The following is a 21,051-nucleotide window of genomic DNA, read 5'->3' as shown; positions in this document are numbered from 1 at the left end:
GCAATCTGGCATGGAAGCCTGAATAAAACAAGAACAATCACAGAACATAGTCAGGCATCCGCTGTGACCCTGGTTGTGCTCGGTCGCGGGACCAGAACGGTCATTGGCGGCAGGTTCAGCCGCGCTTGCGCTCGATCGCATCCCAGAGCAGGCTGGCGATATCGGCGCCGCCGAATTTCTTCACCTCGCGGATGCCGGTGGGCGATGTGACGTTGATCTCGGTCATGTAATCGCCGATCACATCGATGCCGACGAGCAGGAAGCCGCGCTCCCTCAGCGCCGGGCCGATGCGGGCGCAGATTTCCTGTTCGCGCGACGTCAGTTCGGTCGCCTCGGCGCGGCCGCCGACATGCATGTTGGAGCGGCTGTCGTGTTCAGCCGGAACCCGGTTGATGGCGCCGGCGAATTCGCCGTCGACGAGGATGATGCGTTTATCGCCCTTGCGCACGTCGGGCAGATATTGCTGGGCGATGAAGGGCTCGCGGAAAAGCTGGCCGAACATTTCCAGCAGCGAGGAGAGGTTGCGGTCGTCGCGGGTCGAATGGAAGACGCCGGCGCCGCCATTGCCGTAGAGCGGCTTCAGGATGATGTCGCCCATCTCGTCGCGGAAGCGGCGGATCTCGGCGGCATCCTTGGTGATCAGCGTCTTCGGCATCAGGTCGGAGAATTCGGTGACGAAGATTTTTTCCGGCGAGTTGCGCACCCAGGCCGGATCGTTGACGACGAGCGTCTTCGGGTGGATGCGCTCGAGCAGATGCGTCGAGGTGATATAGGCCATGTCGAAGGGCGGATCCTGGCGCAGCAGCACGACATCCATGGTCGAGAGATCGACGCGCTCGGGCGCGCCAAGTTCAAAGTGATCGCCCTTTACGTCGCGCAGCACCATCGGCTCGACGCTGGCATAAAGCTTGCCGTCGCGAAAGCTCAAGCGGTCGGGGGTATAATGGAAGAGCTTGTAGCCGCGCACTTGGGCTTCCAGGCTCATGGCGAAGGTGGAATCGCCTGCGATATTGATGCCGGCGACATGGTCCATCTGGACCGCTACATTGGTGATCTTGGCCATTTCCATCCCTCGCTGAATGCCGGACAGATGTAGGTCGGCCAGATATCAAACGCAACGGTCAATCAGGGGCTTCCAGCGGGTGCCTGCGGCGAAAATCAGGCGGCGATGCCCTGGTTGCCGTTGTTGCGCAGCATGTTGCGGAGACGGTAGGCGATCGCCAAGGGCTTCGGGAAGGGCTTGCGCAGGAAGGCGACCTTGCGGACGTAATTGTCGACCCGCCAGCTTGCCCAGGTTCCACCGGCGAAAAAGGCGACGTCGCCGGCGCAGAGCGTTCGTTCGGTGCCGTCCTCGGCGGTGATATGGACCTCGCCTTCGAGGATCATCACCGTCTCGTCCCAGCCGAAATACCAGCGGAATTCGCCCGCCGTGCAATCCCAGATCGCCGTCAGCGAGGCCTCGTCATGGCCGCGCGAATGTTCGGCGGTGCGGGCCTGCGGATTGCCGCTGACGATCCAGTCCGGATTGATCGGCGTGGATTTCAGCGGCAGCAGATCGCTCGCATGCGCGACGAAGGACTTTCCGGACGGCTTCGCCACCGCATACGGCACCGAGCGCGCGGCCATGGCGACCGCACTTGCAAACATCAGCTTCCAGGCCATGAAACAACCCCCAATTGTTATCCCTACCGAGTCGATAGCAGAGAGTCGTAAGGACCTGGTTCAAGCGGGGACTAAAAGTTTAACGATCCGGAAATCCGATGGGTCGAAAGGAGGTCAGAAGGCATCAATAAAGTGCCGCGGCAGCCGGCCCGGCATGATCGCCACGATATCATAGCGCTGGGAAAGGCGGGCCTGATCCGCCTGGCGGGCGAGCCAGAGATCGCTTGCTGCCCGTATGCGCTTCTGCGCGGCGACAGAGACGGCATCGACAGCCGCGGCCTCGCCATGGCGGGCCTTGACCTCGACGAAGACGGCGAGATCGCCCTTGCGGGCGATGATGTCGATCTCGCCGAGCCGGGTGCGGTGGCGCAGCGCCAGGATGCGGTAACCCTTCAGCATCAGGAAGGCGGCCGCGACATATTCCGACATGCGGCCCCGGCGCAGCGCCTTCCTTCTGATCGCGGTGAGATCGCTATCGCCCATCGGCGTTCTTGATCTCCAGCAGCCGCTGGTAGAGCACCTTGCGCGGCAGGCCGGTGAGGCGGGCGGCCTCGGTCGCAGCACCGGCCGTCGGCATGGTCTTCGACAGGTCGGCCAGCATGGCTTCGACATCGGCCTCATCGGTCTCGACCGGCTCCGGCGGACCGATGACGAGGACGATCTCGCCCTTGACGTTTTCCACCTGCTGATAATGCGCGGCAAGGTCGGCAAGCGTGCCGCGGCGGAACTCCTCATAGGTCTTGGTCAGCTCGCGGCAGACGGAGGCGGGCCGAGTGGGCCCGAGCACGTCGGCGGCGGCCAGAAGCGTTGCGCCGATGCGATGCGGCGATTCAAAGAAGATCAGCGTCGCGGGTGCTGCGACAAGTTCACCCAATCGGTCGCGACGGGCCTTGTCCTTGGCCGGCAGGAAACCGGCGAAAAGAAAAGCATCGTTCGGCAGGCCGGAGCCGACAAGGGCTGCGAGCGGCGCCGACGCCCCGGGAATGGGAATGACACGGTAACCTGCCGCTATCGCCTGCTGCGCCAGCCGATAACCGGGATCGGAGACCAGCGGCGTGCCGGCATCGGAAACCAGCGCCACCGAGCGCCCGGCTTCAAGCGCCTGCAGCAGCCGTGGGCCAGCCTCGTCGGCATTGTGCTCGTGATAGGCGAAGGGGCGGTTCTGGATGCCGTAGCGGTCGAGCAGCACGCGGGTGACGCGCGTATCCTCGCAGGCGAGCACATCGGCGCCGGCCAGCGTTTCGAGTGCCCGCAGGGTGATGTCGCCGAGATTGCCGATCGGGGTGGCGACGAGATAGAGCGCCGGCTCCAGCGGCCGCGCCGGCACCGCCATATTGTGCAGGCGGAAGCTTCGCCGGCCGGCGGCGTCCGCTGTGGTTTCCTCATTCATGCCATTTGCTTTCGTCCCGCCGGCTCGTCGCCGGCATCGAACCCTTATGGGCGAGCCGCACCGCTTCGGCAAGGGTTCGGATTTCTGTGAGCATTGCTCTGGAAAACCGCAAATGCAGGGGTGCCGGCGTCCATGCCTCTTGCAAAGCGATGCTGAAGTCTGCCATTTTGCCCGTCCACTCCCCCGGCCTCAAGCCGGGACAGCATTCTTCGGGTGCTCGACGCGCCCGGACAGTCACGGTCGAAAGCGGTAGCATCCCATGCGTATTACTATTGAGCGGTCAAACCTGTTGAAATCGCTGAACCACGTCCACCGCGTGGTCGAACGTCGCAACACGATCCCGATCCTGTCCAACGTATTGCTCAAGGCCGACGGCCAGAAGCTCGACATGAAGGCGACCGACCTCGACCTCGAAATCACCGAGGCAACCCCTGCTAGCGTCGAGCAGCCCGGCGCCACCACCGTTCCCGCCCATCTTCTCTACGATATCGTGCGCAAGCTTTCCGACGGCTCGGAAGTGCTGCTTGCCACCAGCACCGATGGCGGCTCAATGACCGTGCAATCCGGCCGCTCGAAATTCTCGCTGCAGTGCCTGCCGGAATCGGACTTTCCGGATCTCACGGCCGGCACCTTCACGCATTCCTTCAAGCTGAAGGCGACCGATCTGAAGATGCTGATCGACCGCACGCAGTTTGCGATCTCGACGGAAGAGACGCGTTATTATCTGAACGGCATTTTCTTCCACACTATCGAGAGCAACGGCCAGCTGAAACTCAGGGCGGTTGCGACCGACGGCCACCGGCTGGCGCGCGCCGATGTCGATGCGCCCTCCGGCTCCGAGGGCATGCCCGGCATCATCATTCCGCGCAAGACGGTCGGCGAGCTGCAGAAGCTGGTCGACAATCCCGAGGTGATGGTGACCGTCGAGGTCTCCGACGCCAAGATCCGCATGACGATCGGCTCGATCGTCATGACCTCGAAACTGATCGACGGCACCTTCCCGGATTATCAGCGCGTCATTCCGACAGGCAACGACAAGGAAATGCGCGTCGACTGCACGAGTTTCGCACAGGCCGTCGACCGCGTCTCGACAATCTCCTCCGAGCGCGGACGCGCCGTAAAGCTGGCACTTTCCGAGGGTCAGCTGATGCTGACCGTCAACAATCCCGACTCCGGCAGTGCGACCGAAGAAGTCGCCGTGGGCTACGACACGGATGCGATGGAAATCGGCTTCAACGCCAAATACTTGCTGGACATCACCGCCCAGCTTTCCGGCGAGGAAGCGGTCTTCCTGCTTGCCGATGCCGGCTCGCCGACGCTGATCCGCGACACGGCGGGCGACGATGCGCTCTACGTGCTGATGCCGATGCGCGTCTGACGGGAACGAAGGCGCCTGCTTTTTGTTTTTCCTCCTGTCAAAACGGAGTATCCCATGACCAAAAAGACGGGAGCGGTGCGCATCGGCATATCCGGCTGGACCTATGCGCCCTGGCGCGGCCAATTCTACCCGAAGGACCTGCCGCAGAAGCAGGAACTTTCCTATGCCGCCCGGCACTTCCGGTCGATCGAGATCAACGGCACCTTCTACGGATTGCAGCGGCCCGAAAGCTTCGGCCGCTGGCGCGACGAGACGCCGGAGGATTTCGTCTTCGCGGTCAAGGGACCGCGCTTCATCACCCATATGCTGCGGCTGCAGGATATCCAGACGGCGCTCGCCAATTTTCTCGCCTCCGGCGTTTTGCGGCTCGGCCCCAAGTTCGGGCCGATCCTCTGGCAATTCCCGCCGAACATGGTCTTCGACCCATCCCTTTTCGAAAGTTTTTTGTCGCTGCTGCCGCACGACCGCGACGCAGCGATAGCGCTTGCCAAGCGGCACGACTGGCACATCAAAGGACTGGCTTGGCTTAAATGCGACGGGCATCAGCCGATCCGGCATGCGCTGGAGATCCGCCACGAGAGCTTCCGCTCACCCGCCTTCATTGAGATGCTGAGGCGCCACAAGGTCGCTCTGGTCTGCGCCGATACGGTGAAATGGCCGCTGCTGATGGATATCACCGCCGATTTCATCTATTGCCGCCTGCATGGCTCCGAAAAGCTCTATGTCAGCGGCTACGAGGACGAAGCGCTCGACATATGGGCGCAACGAATCCGCAGTTGGGCAACGGGCGGAGAACCTGCCGATGCGACACGGGTGCTTGCCCCTGTCCCGGCGCGCGCCAAGGGCCGCGACGTCTATCTCTATTTCGACAATACCGACGTGAAGCTGCGCGCCCCTGTCGACGCCGATCATTTGAGCGAAAGGCTTGCCGATCTCATGCCCCATCCGGCGCCGCAAGCCGCATGAGCTGTTGATGCCGATGTCCTTGTTGCGAAAAACCTTGTCCCTTAAGCGACAAACGGCATATTAAGGCATTCGATCAACATGCGGATGGGTGGAGAATGCGCTTAAGGGTCAAGGTGAAGGAGCGGCTGGGCAAGAGGTTCGACGACGAGATCCGCTTCTTCCGGGGCATGATGCAGGGGCCGAAGACGGTGGGCTCGATCGTGCCGACCTCCTCGATCACCGCCAAGCGCATGGCAAGCGTCGTCGATATCCATTCCGGGCTGCCGGTGCTCGAACTCGGGCCGGGCACGGGCGCCATCACCAAGGCCATCCTCGGCCGCGGCGTCCGCCCGGAAAATCTGGTTGCGATCGAATATTCGACGGATTTCCACGAACATCTCAAGCGGACCTACCCGGGCGTGCACTTCATCAACGGCGATGCTTTCGATCTGCAGAAGACGCTCGGCGATTTCAGCGATCAGATGTTCGATTCCGTCGTCTCGGGCATTCCGCTTTTGAACTTCCCGATGGCGAAGCGCATCTCGCTGCTCGAAAGCCTGCTCGACCGGATGCCGGCCGGCCGGCCGATGGTGCAGATTTCCTATGGCGCGATCTCGCCGATCGCCGCCAATCCCGACCGTTACCATATCCAGCATTTCGACTTCGTCATGCGCAACATTCCGCCGGCGCAGCTCTGGATCTACAAGCGAGGCTGAGATGTTCGGGATCTATATCACCCATCCGCAGGTCAGGATCGATGCGAACGTGCCGGTGCCGAAATGGGGGCTTTCCGATGTCGGGGCGGCGCGCGCCCGCAAAGCGGTCGAGAGCGGCTGGGCGAGGCAATTGCAGCGCATCGTCTCCAGCGACGAGACCAAGGCGATCGAAACGGCCGAAATCCTGGCGGAAGCTTCCGGCGTGACCGTCGAGATCGTGCACGGCATGCATGAGAACGACCGCTCGGCCACCGGCTTCCTGCCGCCGCCGCAATTTGAAGAAGCCGCCAACTGGTTCTTTGCCCATCCGGAGCAGAGCTTCAAGGGTTGGGAGCGCGCCGTCGATGCGCAGGCCCGCATCGTCGAGGCTGTGAACGCCGTTCTTGCCACTCACGATCCGTCGGCACCGATCGCCTTCGTCGGCCATGGCGGCGTCGGCACGCTGCTCAAATGCCATCTGGCGGGCAGCCCGATCGCGCGCGACCGCGACCAGCCGGGCGGTGGCGGCAATCTCTATGCTTTCGGCCTTGCGGATCGCCGCTTATCATGCGACTGGACGCCCATCGAAGACTGGCAGGGGTGACTTCAGATGGACGCACGCGAGCGGTTGATCGTCGGCCTGGATGTTCCAACGATCGGCGAGGCGGAAAGACTGGTTTTCTCGCTCGGCGACGACATTCTCTTCTACAAGATAGGCTATCAGCTGGTCTTTGCCGGCGGTCTGGAATTCGCCCGCGACCTTGCCGCCAGCGGCAAGAAGATCTTTCTCGACATGAAGCTGCTCGACATCGACAACACCGTGGCCTCCGGCGTCGAGAACATCGCCAAGATGGGCATGTCGATGCTGACGCTGCATGCCTATCCGAAAGCGATGAAGGCAGCGGTCGAGGCCGCGGCCGGCTCCGGCCTCTGCCTGCTCGGCGTGACCGTGCTGACCTCGATGGATGCCGACGACCTTGCGGAGGCCGGCTACAGCCAGGATCCGCACAGCCTGGTGCTGCGCCGTGCCGAACAGGCGCGCGCAACCGGCATGGGCGGTATCGTCTGCTCGGCGGAGGAAGCGGCTGCGGTGCGCGAGATCGTCGGACCCGACATGGCGATCGTCACCCCCGGCATTCGCCCTGCTGGTAGCGACAAGGGCGACCAGAAGCGGGTGATGACGCCTTTCGACGCACTGAAGGCGGGAGCGACGCATCTCGTCGTCGGCCGGCCCGTCGTCAAGGCGCCGGATCCCCGAGATGCCGCCCGCGCGATCCTCAGCGAAATGGTGAGCGCACTCTGGCCGGCAAACCGCTAACCAGATTCAACGACAAAAGGGAGAAGACCATGGCCAAGGGATACTGGATCGCCCGCGTCGACGTTCGCGATGCCGAGCGCTACAAGGATTATGTGACAGCGGCCAAGCCGGCCTTCGAAAAATATGGCGCGAATTTCCTGGCGCGCGGCGGCGCCTTTACCGAACTCGAGGGCAAGGCGCGCGTCCGCAATGTGGTGATCGAATTCCCCTCGATGCAACATGCGGTCGACTGCTATAATTCGCCGGAATACCAAATCGCCGCGAAAATCCGCCAGGAAGTGGCGGATGCGGAAATGGTCGTAGTCGAGGGCGTCTAGAGCGCGGTCGCATCCTAAAAAACTGACGGCGTGATGGGCCTTCCCGTCGCGTCGGGATTCGGCTAAGACGAAGCCAATCAAGCATTCCGCAAAGCCTTTCGAGGAGCCTGCCATGACCCTTGCCAACCTGCCGCCGCTCGTCACCGTGTTCGGAGGGTCCGGCTTCGTGGGCAGGCACGTGGTTCGGGCGCTGGCAAAGCGCGGCTATAACATCCGCGTCGCCGTGCGCCGTCCCGATCTCGCCGGCTTCCTGCAGCCGCTCGGCAATGTCGGGCAGATTTCCTTCGTGCAGGCGAACCTGCGCTATCGCAGCTCGATCGATCGCGCCGTCGACGGTGCGAGCCACGTCGTCAACTGCGTCGGCATTCTGCATGAGACCGGACGCAACACTTTCGACGCCGTGCAGGAATTCGGCGGCCGTGCGATTGCCGAGGCGGCGCGCGGCGCGGGTGCGACGCTGACGCATATTTCGGCGATCGGCGCCGACGCGAAATCCGATTCCGACTATGGCCGCACCAAGGGTCGCGCCGAAACGGCCATCCTCTCGGTCAAATCCGATGCGGTGATCTTCCGTCCGTCGATCGTCTTCGGACCGGAGGACAGCTTCTTCAACAAGTTTGCCGAGATGGCGCGCATGTCGCCGATCCTGCCGCTCATCGGCGGCGGCAAAACGAAATTCCAGCCTGTCTATGTCGAAGATATCGCCGAAGCCGTCGCCCGCGCCGTTGACGGCAAGGTTGTCGGCGGCAAAGTCTATGAGCTTGGCGGGCCTGAGGTTTTGAGCTTCCGCGAATGTCTCGAGACGATGCTGAAGGTGACGTGCCGCAAGAACCCGCTGGTATCCCTGCCCTTCGGCATCGCTTCGATGATCGGCAGCATCGCCTCGCTGATCCCCTTTATCACGCCGCCGATCACGCCGGACCAGGTGCGCATGCTGAAGCGCGACAATGTCGTCTCCCCGGAAGCCGAGGCGGAAGGCCGCACGCTGAAGGGCCTCGGCATTGCGCCCACCATGGTGGCATCGGTGCTCGGCTCCTATCTCGTGCACTATCGTCCGCACGGCCAATACACCGGCACCGGCAAGGCCGCCTGAACAATTTTGCGCAATCGCATAACGCCGTTCGCAGATAATGCGGACGGCGTTTTGCCGTCGTCACGTCAAGCAAAGCCGGCGCAAGTTTGAAATGTTTGTTTGCGGGTCACCGTGAGTTGCGTTGCATAAAAGACGCATCGGAAATTTTGTGGAATTAACGCCAAATTTAGCTGGAACGTTTATTGCTATTTATCATTCCACTGACTACCAAACCCGCGCGTCCTCGTACGGACTCAACGCCTGCGAAAAGCGTGCGGCAATCACTGTGAAAGGCATTTCTCGATGGGCAAGTCAATCGCGCTCCTGTTTGCGTGTGCGGCGCTGGTTATCCTTGCAGGCTCTTTCGTTGCGCCCGGTTCGGTCGCTGCGGTAAAGGGCGATTGCTCGCCGGCCTACGGCGTCGATCCTTGCTCTACGGCTTCGATCATCCATTGACGAAAGGCCGGTCCTGCGCCGGCATCCTGCTCCAAGCAAGCAGCCGATCGGAACGCCTGAAACAGCGCGCTCCCATTGAATGCTCAGCCCTGCCTGCTTCAAGCGGCGGCGGGCGTTTATCCTCTCAATTGCCTATCTGAAAGATTGGCGGCTTCTGCCGGCAACAGAGTGTCTGTTCGCGGAGTCCGACGGGGCATTTGCATTCGCGCCGGGAGTTGCGCGAATGCAATGCGGGACGGATGTCTCAGGCAATCAAGCCGGTCGCGGCCATGCCGAGCAGCAAAACACCGAGAATGATGCGGTAGATGGCAAACAGCGTAAACCGGTTGCTTCTGATATAGGCCAGCAGCCACTTGACGGCGATGAAGGCGACGACCGTGGACACGACGAAGGCAATGCCGAGCGCCGTCCAGTCTTCGCCCGCCGCTCCGCCATCCCTGAACGTCTTCAGCAATTCATAGCCGCTTGCGGCGTACATTGTGGGAATGCCGACGAGAAAGGCGAATTCGGTCGCCGCAGCGCGGTTGCCCGTGCCTGCCAGCATGGCGACGAAAATGGTGGCGCCGGAGCGCGAGGTTCCCGGGAAGACGCCGGCAACGATCTGGGCGATGCCCACCAGGATGGCGACAAGCCAGGTGATCTCTTTATGGGGCGGTCTGCGGGCGGCGGCCCACTCGGCAAAGATCATCCAGATACCGCCGATGATGAGCGCCCAGGCGATCGGTGTTGCGGTCTCCGGCAGTTCAAAGCCGAGCCGCTTGACGACCAGCCCGAGAATGGCAGTGATGAGAAAGGCGACGATCAGCTTGGCGGCATAATCGCGATTGACCGGGTCGCGCCAGCCGAGCACCAGATCCACCAAACGACGCCAGTAGATGATGGTGACGGCGAGGATGGCACCCGCCTGGATGACGATGTTGAACATGTCCGACCGGTGGCCGAGCCATTGCTCCGCAATGATGAGATGGCCGGTGCTCGAAATCGGCAGAAACTCGGTGATCCCCTCTATGATACCGAGAATGATAGCACTTATATAATCCATACATTGTCTCCGGTTTAAAGTTCGGCCGGGCCTGAACGCTTGGGTCGATCAGGCCGCCGTTTCCAATCATTCGTTAGACCGTGTTTCGCCATCGTCAGACGGCGTAAAATCCGATTCGCTTGTATTGGCGGGGCCAAGCACCTATAGCTTCAACCAATGAGTCATGACTAGGGCGCTATAATCGAGCTGCCACACAGTCCTGTAACAGCAATCACAACGCCCGAGTATCGATGCCCACGCTTTATCATCATCCCATGTCATCCGCATCTCGCTTCGTCCGGCTGATCCTGGCGGAATACGGCTATCAGGCGGATCTGATCGAAGAGCAGACATGGGAGAAACGCCGGGATTTCCTGGCGCTCAATCCGGCCGGCACGCTGCCTGTTTATGTCGACGACAGCATGCGCGCGCTCTGCGGCGCGAGCGTCATTTCCGAATATCTGGACGAGACGCACGGCGTCTTGAAACGCGACCGGCGGCTGCTCGCCGAAGACCCTTTCCAGCGGGCGGAAATACGCCGGCTGACCGAATGGTTCATGCAGAAGATGGAAAACGACGTCACCAAGCCGCTCGCCCGCGAGCGTGTCTATAAGTTGCAGATGAGCGCCGATCAGGGCGGCGGAGCGCCGGATTCGAAGGTTCTGCGCACGGCCCGCGCGAATATCCGTCAGCATATGCGCTATCTGACCTGGCTTGCCGGCTCGCGTCAGTGGCTGGCCGGCGAGCGGATGAGCTATGCCGACCTTGCCGCTGCGGCCTCGATCTCGATCCTCGATTATCTCGGCGAGATCGAATGGGCGGATTCGCCCGTCGTCAAGGACTGGTACCAGCGGCTGAAGTCGCGCCCGTCCTTCCGGCCGATGCTGACCGAGCGCGTGCGCGGCCTGACACCGGTTTCACACTATGCCGATCTGGATTTCTGACGAGGGCTCTTCATGCCCGAACCTGACAATGACGACAAAGAGCGCCGCCGCGACAATTTGACCGAGTTCGTCCGGGCGGAATCTGCCGCCAAGGGCTTCGATCTCTGCCGCATCACGCGCCCGGATGCGATCCCCGAAGCCAAGGAGCGCCTCGGCCAGTTCATCGATGCCGGGCGCCACGGGACGATGGACTGGATGGCCGAGACGCGCGACCGGCGCGGCGATCCCCGCACGCTCTGGAGCGAGGTGCGCTCCGTCGTCGTCTTCGGCCTCAATTACGCGCCGGATGAAGATCCCCGCGCTATCCTCGACAAGCCGGACAAGGCAGCGATTTCCGTCTATGCCCGCAACCGCGATTATCACGACGTCATCAAGGGCCGGCTGAAGGAGATCGCCACGCGCTTTGCGGCGCGGGCGGGCGCCGATGTGAAGGTCTTCGTCGATACGGCGCCGGTCATGGAGAAACCGCTGGCGGAGGCAGCCGGACTCGGCTGGCAGGGCAAACACACCAATCTCGTCAGCCGCGTTCATGGCTCCTGGCTGTTCCTCGGCACGATGTTCACCACCGCCGATCTTGCCGTCGACGCGCCGGAAGCCGATCATTGCGGCTCCTGCCGTGCCTGTCTCGACATCTGTCCGACGGCTGCCTTCCCGGCGCCTTACCAGATCGACGCGCGGCGCTGCATCTCCTATCTCACCATCGAGCACAAGGGGCCGATCGACGCCGATTTGCGCGTGCTGATCGGCAACCGCATCTATGGCTGCGACGACTGTCTTGCCGCCTGTCCCTGGAACAAGTTCGCAAGCTCCGCCTCCGAGATGAAACTCAAGGCGCGGGAAGATCTGAAGGAGCCGTCGATCGCCTTTCTGCTGACGCTCGACGATGCCGCCTTCCGCACCTTCTTCAGCGGCTCGCCGGTGAAGCGGATCGGCCGCGACCGCTTTATCCGCAATGTGCTGATCGCCGCCGGCAATTCCGGCGACAAGGTGCTCATCGGGCCATGTCGCCGGCTTTCGGAGGATCCCTCGCCCGTGGTGCGCGGCATGGCGGTCTGGGCGCTTTCGCGGCTGATGGAGGCTGGCGAATTTGCGGCCTTTGCCGCACAAAGGGCGGACGAGAGAGATGACGACGTATTGAACGAATGGCGATTGGCGGGAGTGGGCTGATGCATGTGATGATCTTTGGCTGCGGTTATTCCGGCACGGCGATCGCCAAGGCCTTTGCCGGCGACGGCGTGCGGGTTTCCGGCACCACGCGCTCGCCTGAGAAGATGGATGCGCTCCGCGAAAACGGCATCGAAGCATTCCTTTTCGACGGAGAGAGCATGGAAGAGAGGCTCCGCCAGGCTTTGGAAGGCGCCACCTATCTGGTCCAATCGATCGCCCCTGGAAAGGCCGACCCTCTGCTGCGGTTGCTTGAAAAAGACGGCGCACGCCTGCTGCCGAAGCTCGAATGGATTGGCTATCTCTCCACCGTCGGCGTCTATGGCGATCACCAGGGCGCCTGGGTGAGTGAGGAAACGCCGTGCCTGCCGGTTTCCGGGCGCTCGACCGAGCGGCTCGAGGCGGAAGAGGGCTGGCTGGCGATGGGCCGGGAGCGCGGCGTGCCGGCGGCGGTGCTTCGCCTTTCCGGCATCTATGGGCCGGGCCGCAACGCCTTCTGTAATCTGGACAAGGGTACGGCGCGACGGCTGATCAAGAAGGACCAGGTGTTCAACCGCATCCGCGTCGAGGATATTGGTGCTGCGGCACGCTTCCTGTCGGAGCGCGGCCTCGGCGGCATCTATAATGTCACCGACGACCGGCCCGGGCCGCCGCAGGATGTGATCGTCGAGGCAGCCCGCCTGATGGGCGTCGAACCGCCGCCGGAGCAGGCGTTCGAGACCGCCGAACTGACGCCGATGGCGCGCACTTTCTACGGCGAGAACAAGCGGGTTTCGAATGCGAAACTCAAGGCCGCCGGCTTCGAATTCTCCTTCCCGAACTATCCCATGTCGCTTGCGCAATTGTGGCAGGATGGGCGCTGGCGTGGGTAGAGCCTTTCCTGGTCAGATTGCAGCATTCTGCCGGAGCAGGTTTTCGTCAGGGCAGAGGCGATTGGCGAAGGGCATACCCCTTGGTACGTCCGAGCCGATCGCCTTTGATCCTGGCGGAAAGATGCCCGGCCCTTCGGGTTGGCTGAAACGGGCCCCCTGATCGACCGGCCGGCTTGGCCGTAGAATTGGGCTACGACGCGCGCCGGCCGGTCGACCATCCGACTCCGTTTGAGCCAACAGAATGCTGCAATCTGACCAGGAAAGGCTCTCTAGAACTCAGTCCTGTTTGCGACGGATACGCTCACCCAAAATGAGTAGGAAATTCCTACTTTCCCGCTTTGGCCGGACAATTTTCGCCGCATCTTATGATTAACGGCCTTTGAATTTGCCCAAATGTGGCAGCAAATATGGCGAAATCGGAAAAATATTTTCGCGATTTTCGTGAACGCCGTGGCGTTTACTATCCCTTCGGAAAATTCGTTCGGATTTTGGCTGATTTTATTAGCTTTTTTCCACGTTTGGCGACGGCGCGCATTCCTGAAATCTCGTCATCACACTCACGAATGTTGCAGATTGTAATATTCCGTGAATTGCTGCGGCACTTTTTCGCCACTTTTTCACAGATTTAAGCCCCGTCACCCTGCGAGGGCGTGAGTTCAATAGTTGAGGGATACTCTGTTGTGAAGAAAATACGTCGTTCTATTATCGCCGCTGTAACTATTGCAGCCTGTTCTTCCATGCTTCCGGCGGAAGGTTTTGCTGGCAATGGTTGTGGCGGTGCTTCATGGTACGCACTTCGCTCCAAAACTGCTTCCGGGGAACGTATGAATCCTGCCATCTTGACTGCCGCACATCGTTCACTTGCTTTCGGCACCAAGGTGAAGGTCACCAACCGCAACAATGGCCGCACCGTCGTCGTTCGTATCAACGATCGTGGTCCGTTCATCCGTGGTCGTGTGATCGACCTGTCGCGCGCCGCCGCCCAGAATATCGGCATGGTGAGCTCCGGCACTGCGAAGGTCTGCTACCAGGTCGTCAGCTGAGGTCAGCACTGACTGCGCCGGAAGCGGCGCTTGCTCTTGCCGTCAATCGCGGTTACCACCCGGTTGAGACTTGTGAACAATCCGCTGCGTGACACTCGCGTTTGCGCTGGTCGTTCACACGCTACGGCAACAGGAGACATGTGAATGCGTCTGGGCGGCCGCCTCGAAGGGGCGATTTCTGTGCTCGCGGACATCGATGCCCGCAAGCGGCCCGTCGCCGACGCGCTGAAGGACTGGGGCCTCGCGCACCGCTTCGCCGGCTCCGGCGATCGTGCAGCGATCGGCAATATCGTCTATGACGCACTGCGCATGCGGCTTTCCCACGCCTGGCTGATGGATGACGACAGTGCCGCGGCCATTGCCCATGCCGTCATGTTCCGCCAATGGGGTTTTACACCTGACAGTCTTGCCACTGAGCTGGCGGATGACAAGTTTGCGCCGGCGCCGCTTTCGGCCGACGCCGTTGCGGCCTTTCAAAGCCGCTCGCTCGACGATGCGCCGCCGCATATTCGCGGCGATATTCCCGAGTGGATCCAACCCTCCTTCGAACAGGCCTTCGGCGCCGGCTGGCTCGCCGAGGCACAGGCACTCGCCGCCCGCCCGACGCTCGATCTGCGCGCCAACCTGCTCAAAGCCTCCCGCGACAAGGTCGTCAAGGCGCTCGAGAGAGCGAACGCGCATGCTGCGAAGATCGCCCGCTACGGCATCCGGATTGCCGCCGGCGAAGGCGCCTCGCGTCTTCCCAACGTGACAGCCGAGCTTTCGTTCCAGAAAGGCTGGTTCGAAGTTCAGGACGAGGGATCGCAGATCGTCGCCGACCTGGTGCTCGCCCATGATGGCGAACAGGTTCTCGACTATTGCGCCGGCGGCGGCGGCAAGACGCTCGCCATGGCGGCGGCCATGCAGAACAAGGGACAGGTTCACGCCTATGACGCCGACCGCAAACGACTGGCGCCGATCATCGAGCGGCTGAAGCGGGCGGGCACACGCAATGTCCAGGTGCATGACGACGCCAGGGCGCTCTCCGCCCTTGCCGGACGCTGCGACAAGGTGCTGGTCGACGCGCCCTGCACCGGCACCGGCACGTGGCGCCGCCGCCCCGATACGAAGTGGCGGCTGACGGCGAAGAACCTCGACGAGCGCACCGCCCAGCAGCAGGACGCGCTGGCGCAGGCGAGCGGCTTCGTCAAATCAGGCGGTGATCTGATCTATGTGACCTGCTCGGTCCTGCCCCAGGAAAACGAGGAGCAGGCGCGCCGCTTTACGGCCGACAATCCAGATTTTCAGATCGTCAGCGCCCTGCCCGCCTGGGAAGCCCTGTTCGGCAAGGATGCCCCGCGTCCGCATTCGTCCGACGGCCTGACGGTGACGCTGACGCCCGCCTCCACCGATACCGACGGCTTCTTCTTCTGCCGCATACAGCGCAAGGGCTGACGCGGCTTACAGGGGCCTGCGCAGCTGCCGGTTTTTCAAGCAAATGCCGTTCAAAAATGTCCGGTTAGCCGCGCCTGTCTATTCTTAAAATCATTCCAAACTAGAGAATTTGACACCAGTTTGCTTTTGCGCGAAGAGACGAAGGCCGATTACAGCGCCGCGCGTCTTATCAGACGCGCAAAGGACGCTGTAACACTTTGAATCGACGCATCGTGCTTTCCGAAAATCGATTCCGATTTTCGGGCCGATGCGGTAGACGGAAAATCCGTCACAGGAGAGGATCATGAAGCTCAACCGCAAATTCCGCGCAGCCGTGCTGGCGATCGCCCCCGCCGCCCTGCTCGCCCTTCCCGCGCATGCCGAGACCGATGCTGCTAGCGTGGTGAAACACTATGCCGACGTGGCGCATGCGAAATACGAGGACTCGCTGACGACGGCCAAGGCGCTCGACGCCGCGATCGACGCCTTCCTGAAGGCGCCGACCGACGCGACGCTCAAGGCCGCCAGGGACGCCTGGATCAAGGCACGCGTCCCCTACCAGCAGACGGAAGTCTATCGCTTCGGCAATCCGATCGTCGACGACTGGGAAGGCAGGGTCAACGCCTGGCCGCTCGATGAAGGCCTGATCGACTATGTCGATGCCTCCTACGGCACCGAGAGCGATGAAAATTCTCTCTATGTGGCAAATGTCATCGCCAACAAGACGATAAAAATCGACGGCAAGGATGTCGACGCCTCCAAGCTGACGCCGGAATTCCTCTCCGGCACGCTCGCCGAGGCCGGCGGCATCGAAGCCAATGTCGCGACCGGCTATCACGCCATCGAATTCCTGCTGTGGGGTCAGGATCTGAACGGCACGGGGCCTGGCGCCGGCGACCGCCCGGCAACCGATTACGACCTCAAGAACTGCACGCACGGCAATTGCGACCGCCGCGCCGAATATCTGAAGTCCGCCTCGACCCTGCTCGTTTCCGACCTGCAGGAAATGACCGACAACTGGAAGCCGGATGGTGCAGCGACGAAGAACGTCGAAGCCAATCCGAAGGCCGGCCTCGTCGCGATCCTGACGGGCATGGGTTCGCTCTCCTACGGCGAGCTTGCCGGCGAGCGCATGAAGCTCGGCCTGCTGCTGCACGATCCGGAAGAAGAGCATGATTGCTTCTCGGACAATACCTACAACTCGCATCTCAATGACGCGATCGGCATTGCTGCCGCCTATACCGGCAACTATACCCGCGTCGACGGCACCAAACTCAGCGGCCCGTCGCTGCACGATCTGGTGGCCGCCAAGGACAAGGCGCTCGATGCCGAAGTGGAAGGCAAGCTCAACAAGACGCTCGATGCCATGAATGCCATGGCAAAGCGCGGCGAGACGGTCGAAAAGTACGACCAGATGATCGGCGAAGGCAACAAGGACGGCAACGCCGTCGTCCAGGCCGCCATCGACGGGCTGATCGACCAGACGAAATCGGTGCAGCGCGTTATTGCCGCACTTGATCTCGGCACGGTTCAGCTTGAAGGTTCCGACAGCTTGGATAATCCTAACGCCGTCTTCCAATAAGCAAAAAGGCGGGCCGCTTCGAAAGCCGGAGCGGCCCGGACCCTGAAATGTCGCATGCCCCGGCCCGTCGATTTTTTGCCAGCGCAGCGCTCTGCGCCACGCTTGCCGGTTTTTCCGTCAGCATCGCCGCCGGTTTCGACCTGCCGAGGAAACGCACCGACCTCTCCGAAACCGATCTGAAACGTGTCGCCGATGTGACGCGGCCGACGGCGGATTTTTCCAAGGCCGAACAATACGAAGCCATGCAGGCCGGTGCGACGACCTCGATCGATCCCGTCACCGAGGACAGCTTCTCGCATATTTCGGCCAATATTCCCTTCGAGGAAGAGCAGAATTTCAAGCTCGGCAACGCGCTTTTCCGCAAGCTCTGGGTGTCCTCTCCCTCCTCGACGCAGGCTTCCGATGGTCTCGGGCCGCTGTTCAACGCCCGCTCCTGCATGAGCTGCCATGTCAATGACGGCCGCGGCAAACCGCCGGAAGGGGGGCCAAGTGCCACCTCGATGTTCCTGCGGCTTTCGCGCGCCGCCACGACACCGGAGGAAGAAAAGGCGGTTGCGCGTGCCGATGTCGTCAATTTTCCCGATCCGGTCTACGGCCATCAGCTGCAGGACCTCGCCGTTCCCGGGCTTGCTGCCGAGGGGAAGATGGCGATCAGCTACCGCGAAGAGAGGGTGACGCTCGGCGACGGCGAGATCGTGTCGCTGCGCCGGCCGAGTTATGCGGTGACAAACCTTGGTTATGGACCGCTAGATCCCGCGACGACGATTTCGCCGCGTGTCGCCTCGGCGATGATCGGCCTCGGACTGATCGAGGCCATTCCCGAGGCCGATATCCTTGCCCATGCCGATCCTGACGATGCCAACGGCGACGGCATCTCCGGCAAGGCGGCGGTCGTGCGCGACCACCGCAGCGGCAAGATCACGCTCGGTCGCTTCGGCTGGAAGGCGCAGAATGCCACGGTGCGCGACCAGAGTGCGGATGCCTTTGCCAATGATATCGGCATCTCGACGCCCGATCACCCGGATGCGCAGGGCGATTGCACCAAGGCGGAAGAGAAATGCCTTGATATGCCGACCGGGGTGCAGAAACGGCTGGGCGCAGAAGAAGCGCCGGGTCCCATTCTCGACCTCGTCACCTTCTATTCCGGAAATCTTGCCGTTCCGGCACGGCGCAAGGCGAGTTTCCCTGAGACGCTGCAGGGCAAGCGGATCTTCTACGAAAGCGGCTGCATTTCCTGCCACGTACCGAAATTCGTCACCCGGCGGGATACGCAAGAAAAAGCGCAGTCCTTCCAGCTGATTTGGCCCTATTCCGACTTTCTTCTGCACGACATGGGCGACGGGCTTGCCGATGGGCAGCAGGTCGGCCTTGCAAGCGGACGTGAATGGCGCACGCCGCCGCTATGGGGTATAGGACTGACCCGGACTGTCAGCGGACACAGCTTTTTCCTGCATGACGGCCGTGCGCGGAGCCTCACCGAAGCGATCCTCTGGCATGGCGGCGAAGCTGAAACGGCCCGCAACGCTTTCTCCTCCCTGCCGAAAGACGACAGGGCGGCCCTGATTACATTCCTGGAGTCACTTTGATGCGCCTTTGGCACCCCCTGCTCAGCCTTACTCTGATCGGCCTCGCCACATCCGCGGCCGCCCAGACGGCCACTCCCCCGGCAGGGCTGAACGAGGATGCCGTTCCCGCCGTCATGCAGCGCGCCGTCGACGAGGTGATCCGCCCCGGCTATCGCAACATGCAGCAATCGGCCGCCCGGCTGACGACGGCGATGAAGGATCTTTGCGCCGACGGCACGCAGCAGACGCTCGACAAGGCGAAATCCGCCTTCGACGATACGATCCGCTACTGGTCGATCATCGAGATCGTCCAGACCGGACCCGTCATCCAGGACAATCTCTTCGAGCACATCCTGTTTTATCCCGACCGCAAGGGCGTCGGCCTCAAGCAGGTGCAGGCGCTGATCGCCAAGGCCGATCCGAAGGATGCGACGGTCGATGCGATCGCCGGCAAGAGCGTTGCGCTGCAAGGCCTGACGGCGCTGGAATACGTGCTCTACGGCAATGGCTCCAACGATCTCATCGGCCAGAAAGGCAGTTTCCGCTGCCTTTACGGCGAGGCGGTCGCCGGCAATATCCAGCGGGAAGCCGGCGAAGTCGTCGCCGCCTGGGAAAAGCCCGACGGCGTGCAGGCGAGCTGGAAACATCCAGGCCCGCAGAGCAATGATTTCATGGACAACAAGGAAGCGGTGACCGCGCTGCTCGGCATTCTCGTCCATGGCGCCGAGAATGTCCGCGACCAGCGGCTGGAGCAATTCTACAAGGGCAAGGACACCGCGCCACGGCCGCGCATGGCGATCTACTGGCGCTCCAAGAACACCTGGAAATCGATGGCCGCCAATCTGGAGGGCCTGCGCACGCTCTGGCAGAAGGCCGGCATGGCCGAGCTTCTGCCACCGGATAAACAGCCGATCGCCGCCTCGATCGACGAGGATTTCAAATCGCTGCTCGACAGCGTGCCGAAGCTCAATCCCGACATCGACGTCGCCACAAGCGATGCGGAGAAGGCCAAGCTCGATACGCTGCTTGCTGAAAGCCGCGACCTGATCACCCGGATCAGCGACGAATATGGCGCAGCCATCGGCCTTTCGGCCGGCTTTTCCTTTTCGGACGGAGATTGAGACGATGATGCAAAGTGCCGCGATCAACCGACGCAGCTTTGTCAAGGCGGCGGGGCTAGGCTTCCTTGCCACCTTGACGCCAAGGTCGCTGATGGCGCTGGAGCGGACTGATGCGGTCTACGCCTCGGGCATTCGGGCAGCCGACGGCTCCTTTGCCATTGCGACCGTGACCGAGCGCGGCGAGATCATCGATCAGGTGGCGCTTCCCGCCCGCGCCCACGGCATGGCCTTCAGCGCAACCACCGGCAAGTCTGTCGCCTTCGCGCGCCGGCCCGGCACCTATGCGATGATCTTTGATCCCTGGAACAAAAGCGAGCCGACCGTCATCAGCTCCAGGGAGGACCGGCATTTCTACGGCCACGGCGCCTTCTCTCCTGACGGCCGTTTGCTCTACGCCAGCGAGAACGACTTCGACGGCAATCGGGGGATGATCGGCCTCTACGACGCCACGAACCGCTTCACCCGCATCGGCGAATTCGAAACCTACGGCATCGGTCCGCACGACATCACGGTTTCCGAAGACGGACGCCTGCTGATCGTCGCCAATGGCGGCATCGAGACGCATCCGGATTTCGGCCGCACCAAGCTCAATCTCGGAGAGATGCAGCCGTCGCTGGCGCTGATCGATGCAGCAACCGGTGCGCTGGTCGAAAAACATGTGCTGCCGGCGGAATGGGCAGAACTCTCCACCCGCCACGTCGATCTCGACGGCGCCGGCCGCATCTGGTTCGCCTGCCAGTATGAAGGCCACCGCAAGGACTTGCCGCCGCTCGTCGGCCATTTCGCCAAGGGCGAGAATCTCTCCTTCATCGACCTGCCGGAGGCGACGACGCGCAGGCTTGCCAATTACGTCGGGGCGATCGCCGTCAATCGCAGCGAAGGTCTCGTCGGCATCACCTCGCCGAAGGGCGGCGCCTCGGTGACCATCGACGCTAGGACGGGCAAGATGCTGGCCGAGATTTCCGTTCCGGATGCGGCGGGCATCGCGCCGGCAAGAAACGGCTTTGCCGTCTCCTCCTATGATGGCGATTTCCTGTCGACCCGCAGCGACGTCGCCTGGGATCAGCACATCGTGCGGATCTAAATCAGGGAA

The 21,051-nt window shown here is 62.1% G+C and carries 22 protein-coding genes; 17 read left to right on the top strand and 5 right to left on the bottom strand.

The window, feature by feature from the left end; all coding sequences use genetic code 11:
• Positions 1 to 115: 115 nt before the first annotated feature.
• The 4 genes from gshB to rsmI form a co-directional block, all read right to left on the bottom strand.
• Positions 116 to 1,063, bottom strand: a complete 948-nt coding sequence (gshB, locus tag V8P77_RS04695) for a glutathione synthase (protein ID WP_335910987.1) — start codon at positions 1,061 to 1,063, stop codon at positions 116 to 118.
• A gap of 95 nt (positions 1,064 to 1,158) precedes the next feature.
• A complete protein-coding gene (locus V8P77_RS04690; protein WP_335910985.1) occupies positions 1,159 to 1,662 on the bottom strand; it encodes a cupin domain-containing protein in 504 nt (167 codons plus the stop codon).
• 114 nt (positions 1,663 to 1,776) lie between these two features.
• Positions 1,777 to 2,145 (bottom strand): YraN family protein, encoded by a 369-nt coding sequence (locus V8P77_RS04685; protein ID WP_130787914.1) that lies wholly within the window; start codon positions 2,143 to 2,145, stop codon positions 1,777 to 1,779.
• Positions 2,135 to 3,052, bottom strand: a complete 918-nt coding sequence (gene rsmI, locus V8P77_RS04680) for a 16S rRNA (cytidine(1402)-2'-O)-methyltransferase (protein WP_335910981.1) — start codon at positions 3,050 to 3,052, stop codon at positions 2,135 to 2,137. Before rsmI ends, V8P77_RS04685 begins: the two co-directional genes overlap by 11 nt.
• Before the next feature lie 259 nt (positions 3,053 to 3,311).
• Here rsmI and dnaN point away from each other — a divergent pair, with 259 nt between their 5' ends.
• The 7 genes from dnaN (at position 3,312) to V8P77_RS04645 (ending at position 8,798) form a co-directional block, all read left to right on the top strand.
• Positions 3,312 to 4,430: a DNA polymerase III subunit beta gene (gene dnaN, locus V8P77_RS04675; protein WP_335910979.1), complete on the top strand. Its 1,119-nt coding sequence runs from the start codon at positions 3,312 to 3,314 to the stop codon at positions 4,428 to 4,430.
• 54 nt (positions 4,431 to 4,484) lie between these two features.
• On the top strand, positions 4,485 to 5,396 hold the full coding sequence (locus V8P77_RS04670) for a DUF72 domain-containing protein (RefSeq protein ID WP_335910978.1): 912 nt from the start codon (positions 4,485 to 4,487) through the stop codon (positions 5,394 to 5,396).
• Positions 5,397 to 5,491: 95 nt separating this feature from the next.
• Positions 5,492 to 6,091, top strand: coding sequence for a phospholipid N-methyltransferase PmtA (pmtA, locus tag V8P77_RS04665; RefSeq protein ID WP_335910977.1), 600 nt, complete (start codon positions 5,492 to 5,494; stop codon positions 6,089 to 6,091).
• 1 nt (position 6,092) lies between these two features.
• On the top strand, positions 6,093 to 6,674 hold the full coding sequence (locus tag V8P77_RS04660; RefSeq protein ID WP_335910975.1) for a histidine phosphatase family protein: 582 nt from the start codon (positions 6,093 to 6,095) through the stop codon (positions 6,672 to 6,674).
• 6 nt (positions 6,675 to 6,680) lie between these two features.
• Positions 6,681 to 7,388 carry an orotidine-5'-phosphate decarboxylase gene (pyrF, locus tag V8P77_RS04655; protein WP_335910973.1) on the top strand — a complete coding sequence of 236 codons (708 nt, stop codon included), beginning with the start codon at positions 6,681 to 6,683 and terminating at the stop codon, positions 7,386 to 7,388.
• 29 nt (positions 7,389 to 7,417) lie between these two features.
• Entirely contained in the window at positions 7,418 to 7,705 is a 288-nt protein-coding gene (locus tag V8P77_RS04650; protein WP_017990037.1) for a DUF1330 domain-containing protein, read from the top strand.
• 112 nt (positions 7,706 to 7,817) lie between these two features.
• A complete protein-coding gene (locus V8P77_RS04645; RefSeq protein WP_335910971.1) occupies positions 7,818 to 8,798 on the top strand; it encodes a complex I NDUFA9 subunit family protein in 981 nt (326 codons plus the stop codon).
• 679 nt (positions 8,799 to 9,477) lie between these two features.
• On the opposite strand, the gene V8P77_RS04640 is transcribed toward V8P77_RS04645, so the two are convergent.
• Positions 9,478 to 10,275, bottom strand: coding sequence for an undecaprenyl-diphosphate phosphatase (locus V8P77_RS04640; protein WP_131621190.1), 798 nt, complete (start codon positions 10,273 to 10,275; stop codon positions 9,478 to 9,480).
• A 230-nt stretch (positions 10,276 to 10,505) separates the two neighbouring features.
• Here V8P77_RS04640 and V8P77_RS04635 point away from each other — a divergent pair, with 230 nt between their 5' ends.
• The 10 genes from V8P77_RS04635 (at position 10,506) to V8P77_RS04590 (ending at position 21,042) form a co-directional block, all read left to right on the top strand.
• Positions 10,506 to 11,198 (top strand): glutathione S-transferase family protein, encoded by a 693-nt coding sequence (locus V8P77_RS04635; RefSeq protein WP_020052564.1) that lies wholly within the window; start codon positions 10,506 to 10,508, stop codon positions 11,196 to 11,198.
• A gap of 12 nt (positions 11,199 to 11,210) precedes the next feature.
• Positions 11,211 to 12,365, top strand: coding sequence for a tRNA epoxyqueuosine(34) reductase QueG (gene queG, locus V8P77_RS04630; protein WP_335910969.1), 1,155 nt, complete (start codon positions 11,211 to 11,213; stop codon positions 12,363 to 12,365).
• Positions 12,365 to 13,234: an SDR family oxidoreductase gene (locus tag V8P77_RS04625; protein ID WP_335910968.1), complete on the top strand. Its 870-nt coding sequence runs from the start codon at positions 12,365 to 12,367 to the stop codon at positions 13,232 to 13,234. Before queG ends, V8P77_RS04625 begins: the two co-directional genes overlap by 1 nt.
• Before the next feature lie 407 nt (positions 13,235 to 13,641).
• Positions 13,642 to 13,863, top strand: a complete 222-nt coding sequence (locus V8P77_RS04620; RefSeq protein ID WP_335910967.1) for a hypothetical protein — start codon at positions 13,642 to 13,644, stop codon at positions 13,861 to 13,863.
• 51 nt (positions 13,864 to 13,914) lie between these two features.
• The gene (locus V8P77_RS04615; RefSeq protein ID WP_018069989.1) at positions 13,915 to 14,277 is read left to right on the top strand and encodes a septal ring lytic transglycosylase RlpA family protein; all 363 of its coding nucleotides are present in this window, start codon (positions 13,915 to 13,917) and stop codon (positions 14,275 to 14,277) included.
• 144 nt (positions 14,278 to 14,421) lie between these two features.
• A complete protein-coding gene (locus V8P77_RS04610) occupies positions 14,422 to 15,711 on the top strand; it encodes an RsmB/NOP family class I SAM-dependent RNA methyltransferase (RefSeq protein WP_335910964.1) in 1,290 nt (429 codons plus the stop codon).
• Positions 15,712 to 15,994: 283 nt separating this feature from the next.
• Positions 15,995 to 17,272, top strand: coding sequence for an imelysin family protein (locus V8P77_RS04605; RefSeq protein WP_335910963.1), 1,278 nt, complete (start codon positions 15,995 to 15,997; stop codon positions 17,270 to 17,272).
• A gap of 47 nt (positions 17,273 to 17,319) precedes the next feature.
• Entirely contained in the window at positions 17,320 to 18,858 is a 1,539-nt protein-coding gene (locus tag V8P77_RS04600) for a di-heme oxidoreductase family protein (protein WP_335910962.1), read from the top strand.
• On the top strand, positions 18,858 to 19,958 hold the full coding sequence (locus V8P77_RS04595) for an imelysin family protein (RefSeq protein ID WP_335910961.1): 1,101 nt from the start codon (positions 18,858 to 18,860) through the stop codon (positions 19,956 to 19,958). Before V8P77_RS04600 ends, V8P77_RS04595 begins: the two co-directional genes overlap by 1 nt.
• A gap of 4 nt (positions 19,959 to 19,962) precedes the next feature.
• On the top strand, positions 19,963 to 21,042 hold the full coding sequence (locus V8P77_RS04590; protein ID WP_335910959.1) for a DUF1513 domain-containing protein: 1,080 nt from the start codon (positions 19,963 to 19,965) through the stop codon (positions 21,040 to 21,042).
• Positions 21,043 to 21,051 lie beyond the last annotated feature (9 nt).

Source organism: Rhizobium aouanii, from assembly GCF_037002925.1.
In the GTDB taxonomy this organism is placed as follows: domain Bacteria; phylum Pseudomonadota; class Alphaproteobacteria; order Rhizobiales; family Rhizobiaceae; genus Rhizobium; species Rhizobium aouanii.
This window is presented reverse-complemented; position numbering and strand designations above follow the sequence as displayed.

Coding starts and splice junctions, on each gene's coding strand:
- V8P77_RS04660 (WP_335910975.1), top strand. CDS start 6,093: ATGTTCGGGATCTATATCACCCATCCGCAGGTCAGGATCGATGCGAAC.
- V8P77_RS04620 (WP_335910967.1), top strand. CDS start 13,642: ATGGCGAAATCGGAAAAATATTTTCGCGATTTTCGTGAACGCCGTGGC.
- V8P77_RS04690 (WP_335910985.1), bottom strand. CDS start 1,662: ATGGCCTGGAAGCTGATGTTTGCAAGTGCGGTCGCCATGGCCGCGCGC.
- V8P77_RS04685 (WP_130787914.1), bottom strand. CDS start 2,145: ATGGGCGATAGCGATCTCACCGCGATCAGAAGGAAGGCGCTGCGCCGG.
- rsmI (WP_335910981.1), bottom strand. CDS start 3,052: ATGAATGAGGAAACCACAGCGGACGCCGCCGGCCGGCGAAGCTTCCGC.
- V8P77_RS04625 (WP_335910968.1), top strand. CDS start 12,365: ATGCATGTGATGATCTTTGGCTGCGGTTATTCCGGCACGGCGATCGCC.
- queG (WP_335910969.1), top strand. CDS start 11,211: ATGCCCGAACCTGACAATGACGACAAAGAGCGCCGCCGCGACAATTTG.
- V8P77_RS04670 (WP_335910978.1), top strand. CDS start 4,485: ATGACCAAAAAGACGGGAGCGGTGCGCATCGGCATATCCGGCTGGACC.
- V8P77_RS04595 (WP_335910961.1), top strand. CDS start 18,858: ATGCGCCTTTGGCACCCCCTGCTCAGCCTTACTCTGATCGGCCTCGCC.
- V8P77_RS04610 (WP_335910964.1), top strand. CDS start 14,422: ATGCGTCTGGGCGGCCGCCTCGAAGGGGCGATTTCTGTGCTCGCGGAC.
- V8P77_RS04590 (WP_335910959.1), top strand. CDS start 19,963: ATGATGCAAAGTGCCGCGATCAACCGACGCAGCTTTGTCAAGGCGGCG.
- dnaN (WP_335910979.1), top strand. CDS start 3,312: ATGCGTATTACTATTGAGCGGTCAAACCTGTTGAAATCGCTGAACCAC.
- pyrF (WP_335910973.1), top strand. CDS start 6,681: ATGGACGCACGCGAGCGGTTGATCGTCGGCCTGGATGTTCCAACGATC.
- V8P77_RS04640 (WP_131621190.1), bottom strand. CDS start 10,275: ATGGATTATATAAGTGCTATCATTCTCGGTATCATAGAGGGGATCACC.
- V8P77_RS04600 (WP_335910962.1), top strand. CDS start 17,320: ATGTCGCATGCCCCGGCCCGTCGATTTTTTGCCAGCGCAGCGCTCTGC.
- gshB (WP_335910987.1), bottom strand. CDS start 1,063: ATGGCCAAGATCACCAATGTAGCGGTCCAGATGGACCATGTCGCCGGC.
- V8P77_RS04650 (WP_017990037.1), top strand. CDS start 7,418: ATGGCCAAGGGATACTGGATCGCCCGCGTCGACGTTCGCGATGCCGAG.
- V8P77_RS04645 (WP_335910971.1), top strand. CDS start 7,818: ATGACCCTTGCCAACCTGCCGCCGCTCGTCACCGTGTTCGGAGGGTCC.
- V8P77_RS04635 (WP_020052564.1), top strand. CDS start 10,506: ATGCCCACGCTTTATCATCATCCCATGTCATCCGCATCTCGCTTCGTC.
- pmtA (WP_335910977.1), top strand. CDS start 5,492: ATGCGCTTAAGGGTCAAGGTGAAGGAGCGGCTGGGCAAGAGGTTCGAC.
- V8P77_RS04605 (WP_335910963.1), top strand. CDS start 15,995: ATGAAGCTCAACCGCAAATTCCGCGCAGCCGTGCTGGCGATCGCCCCC.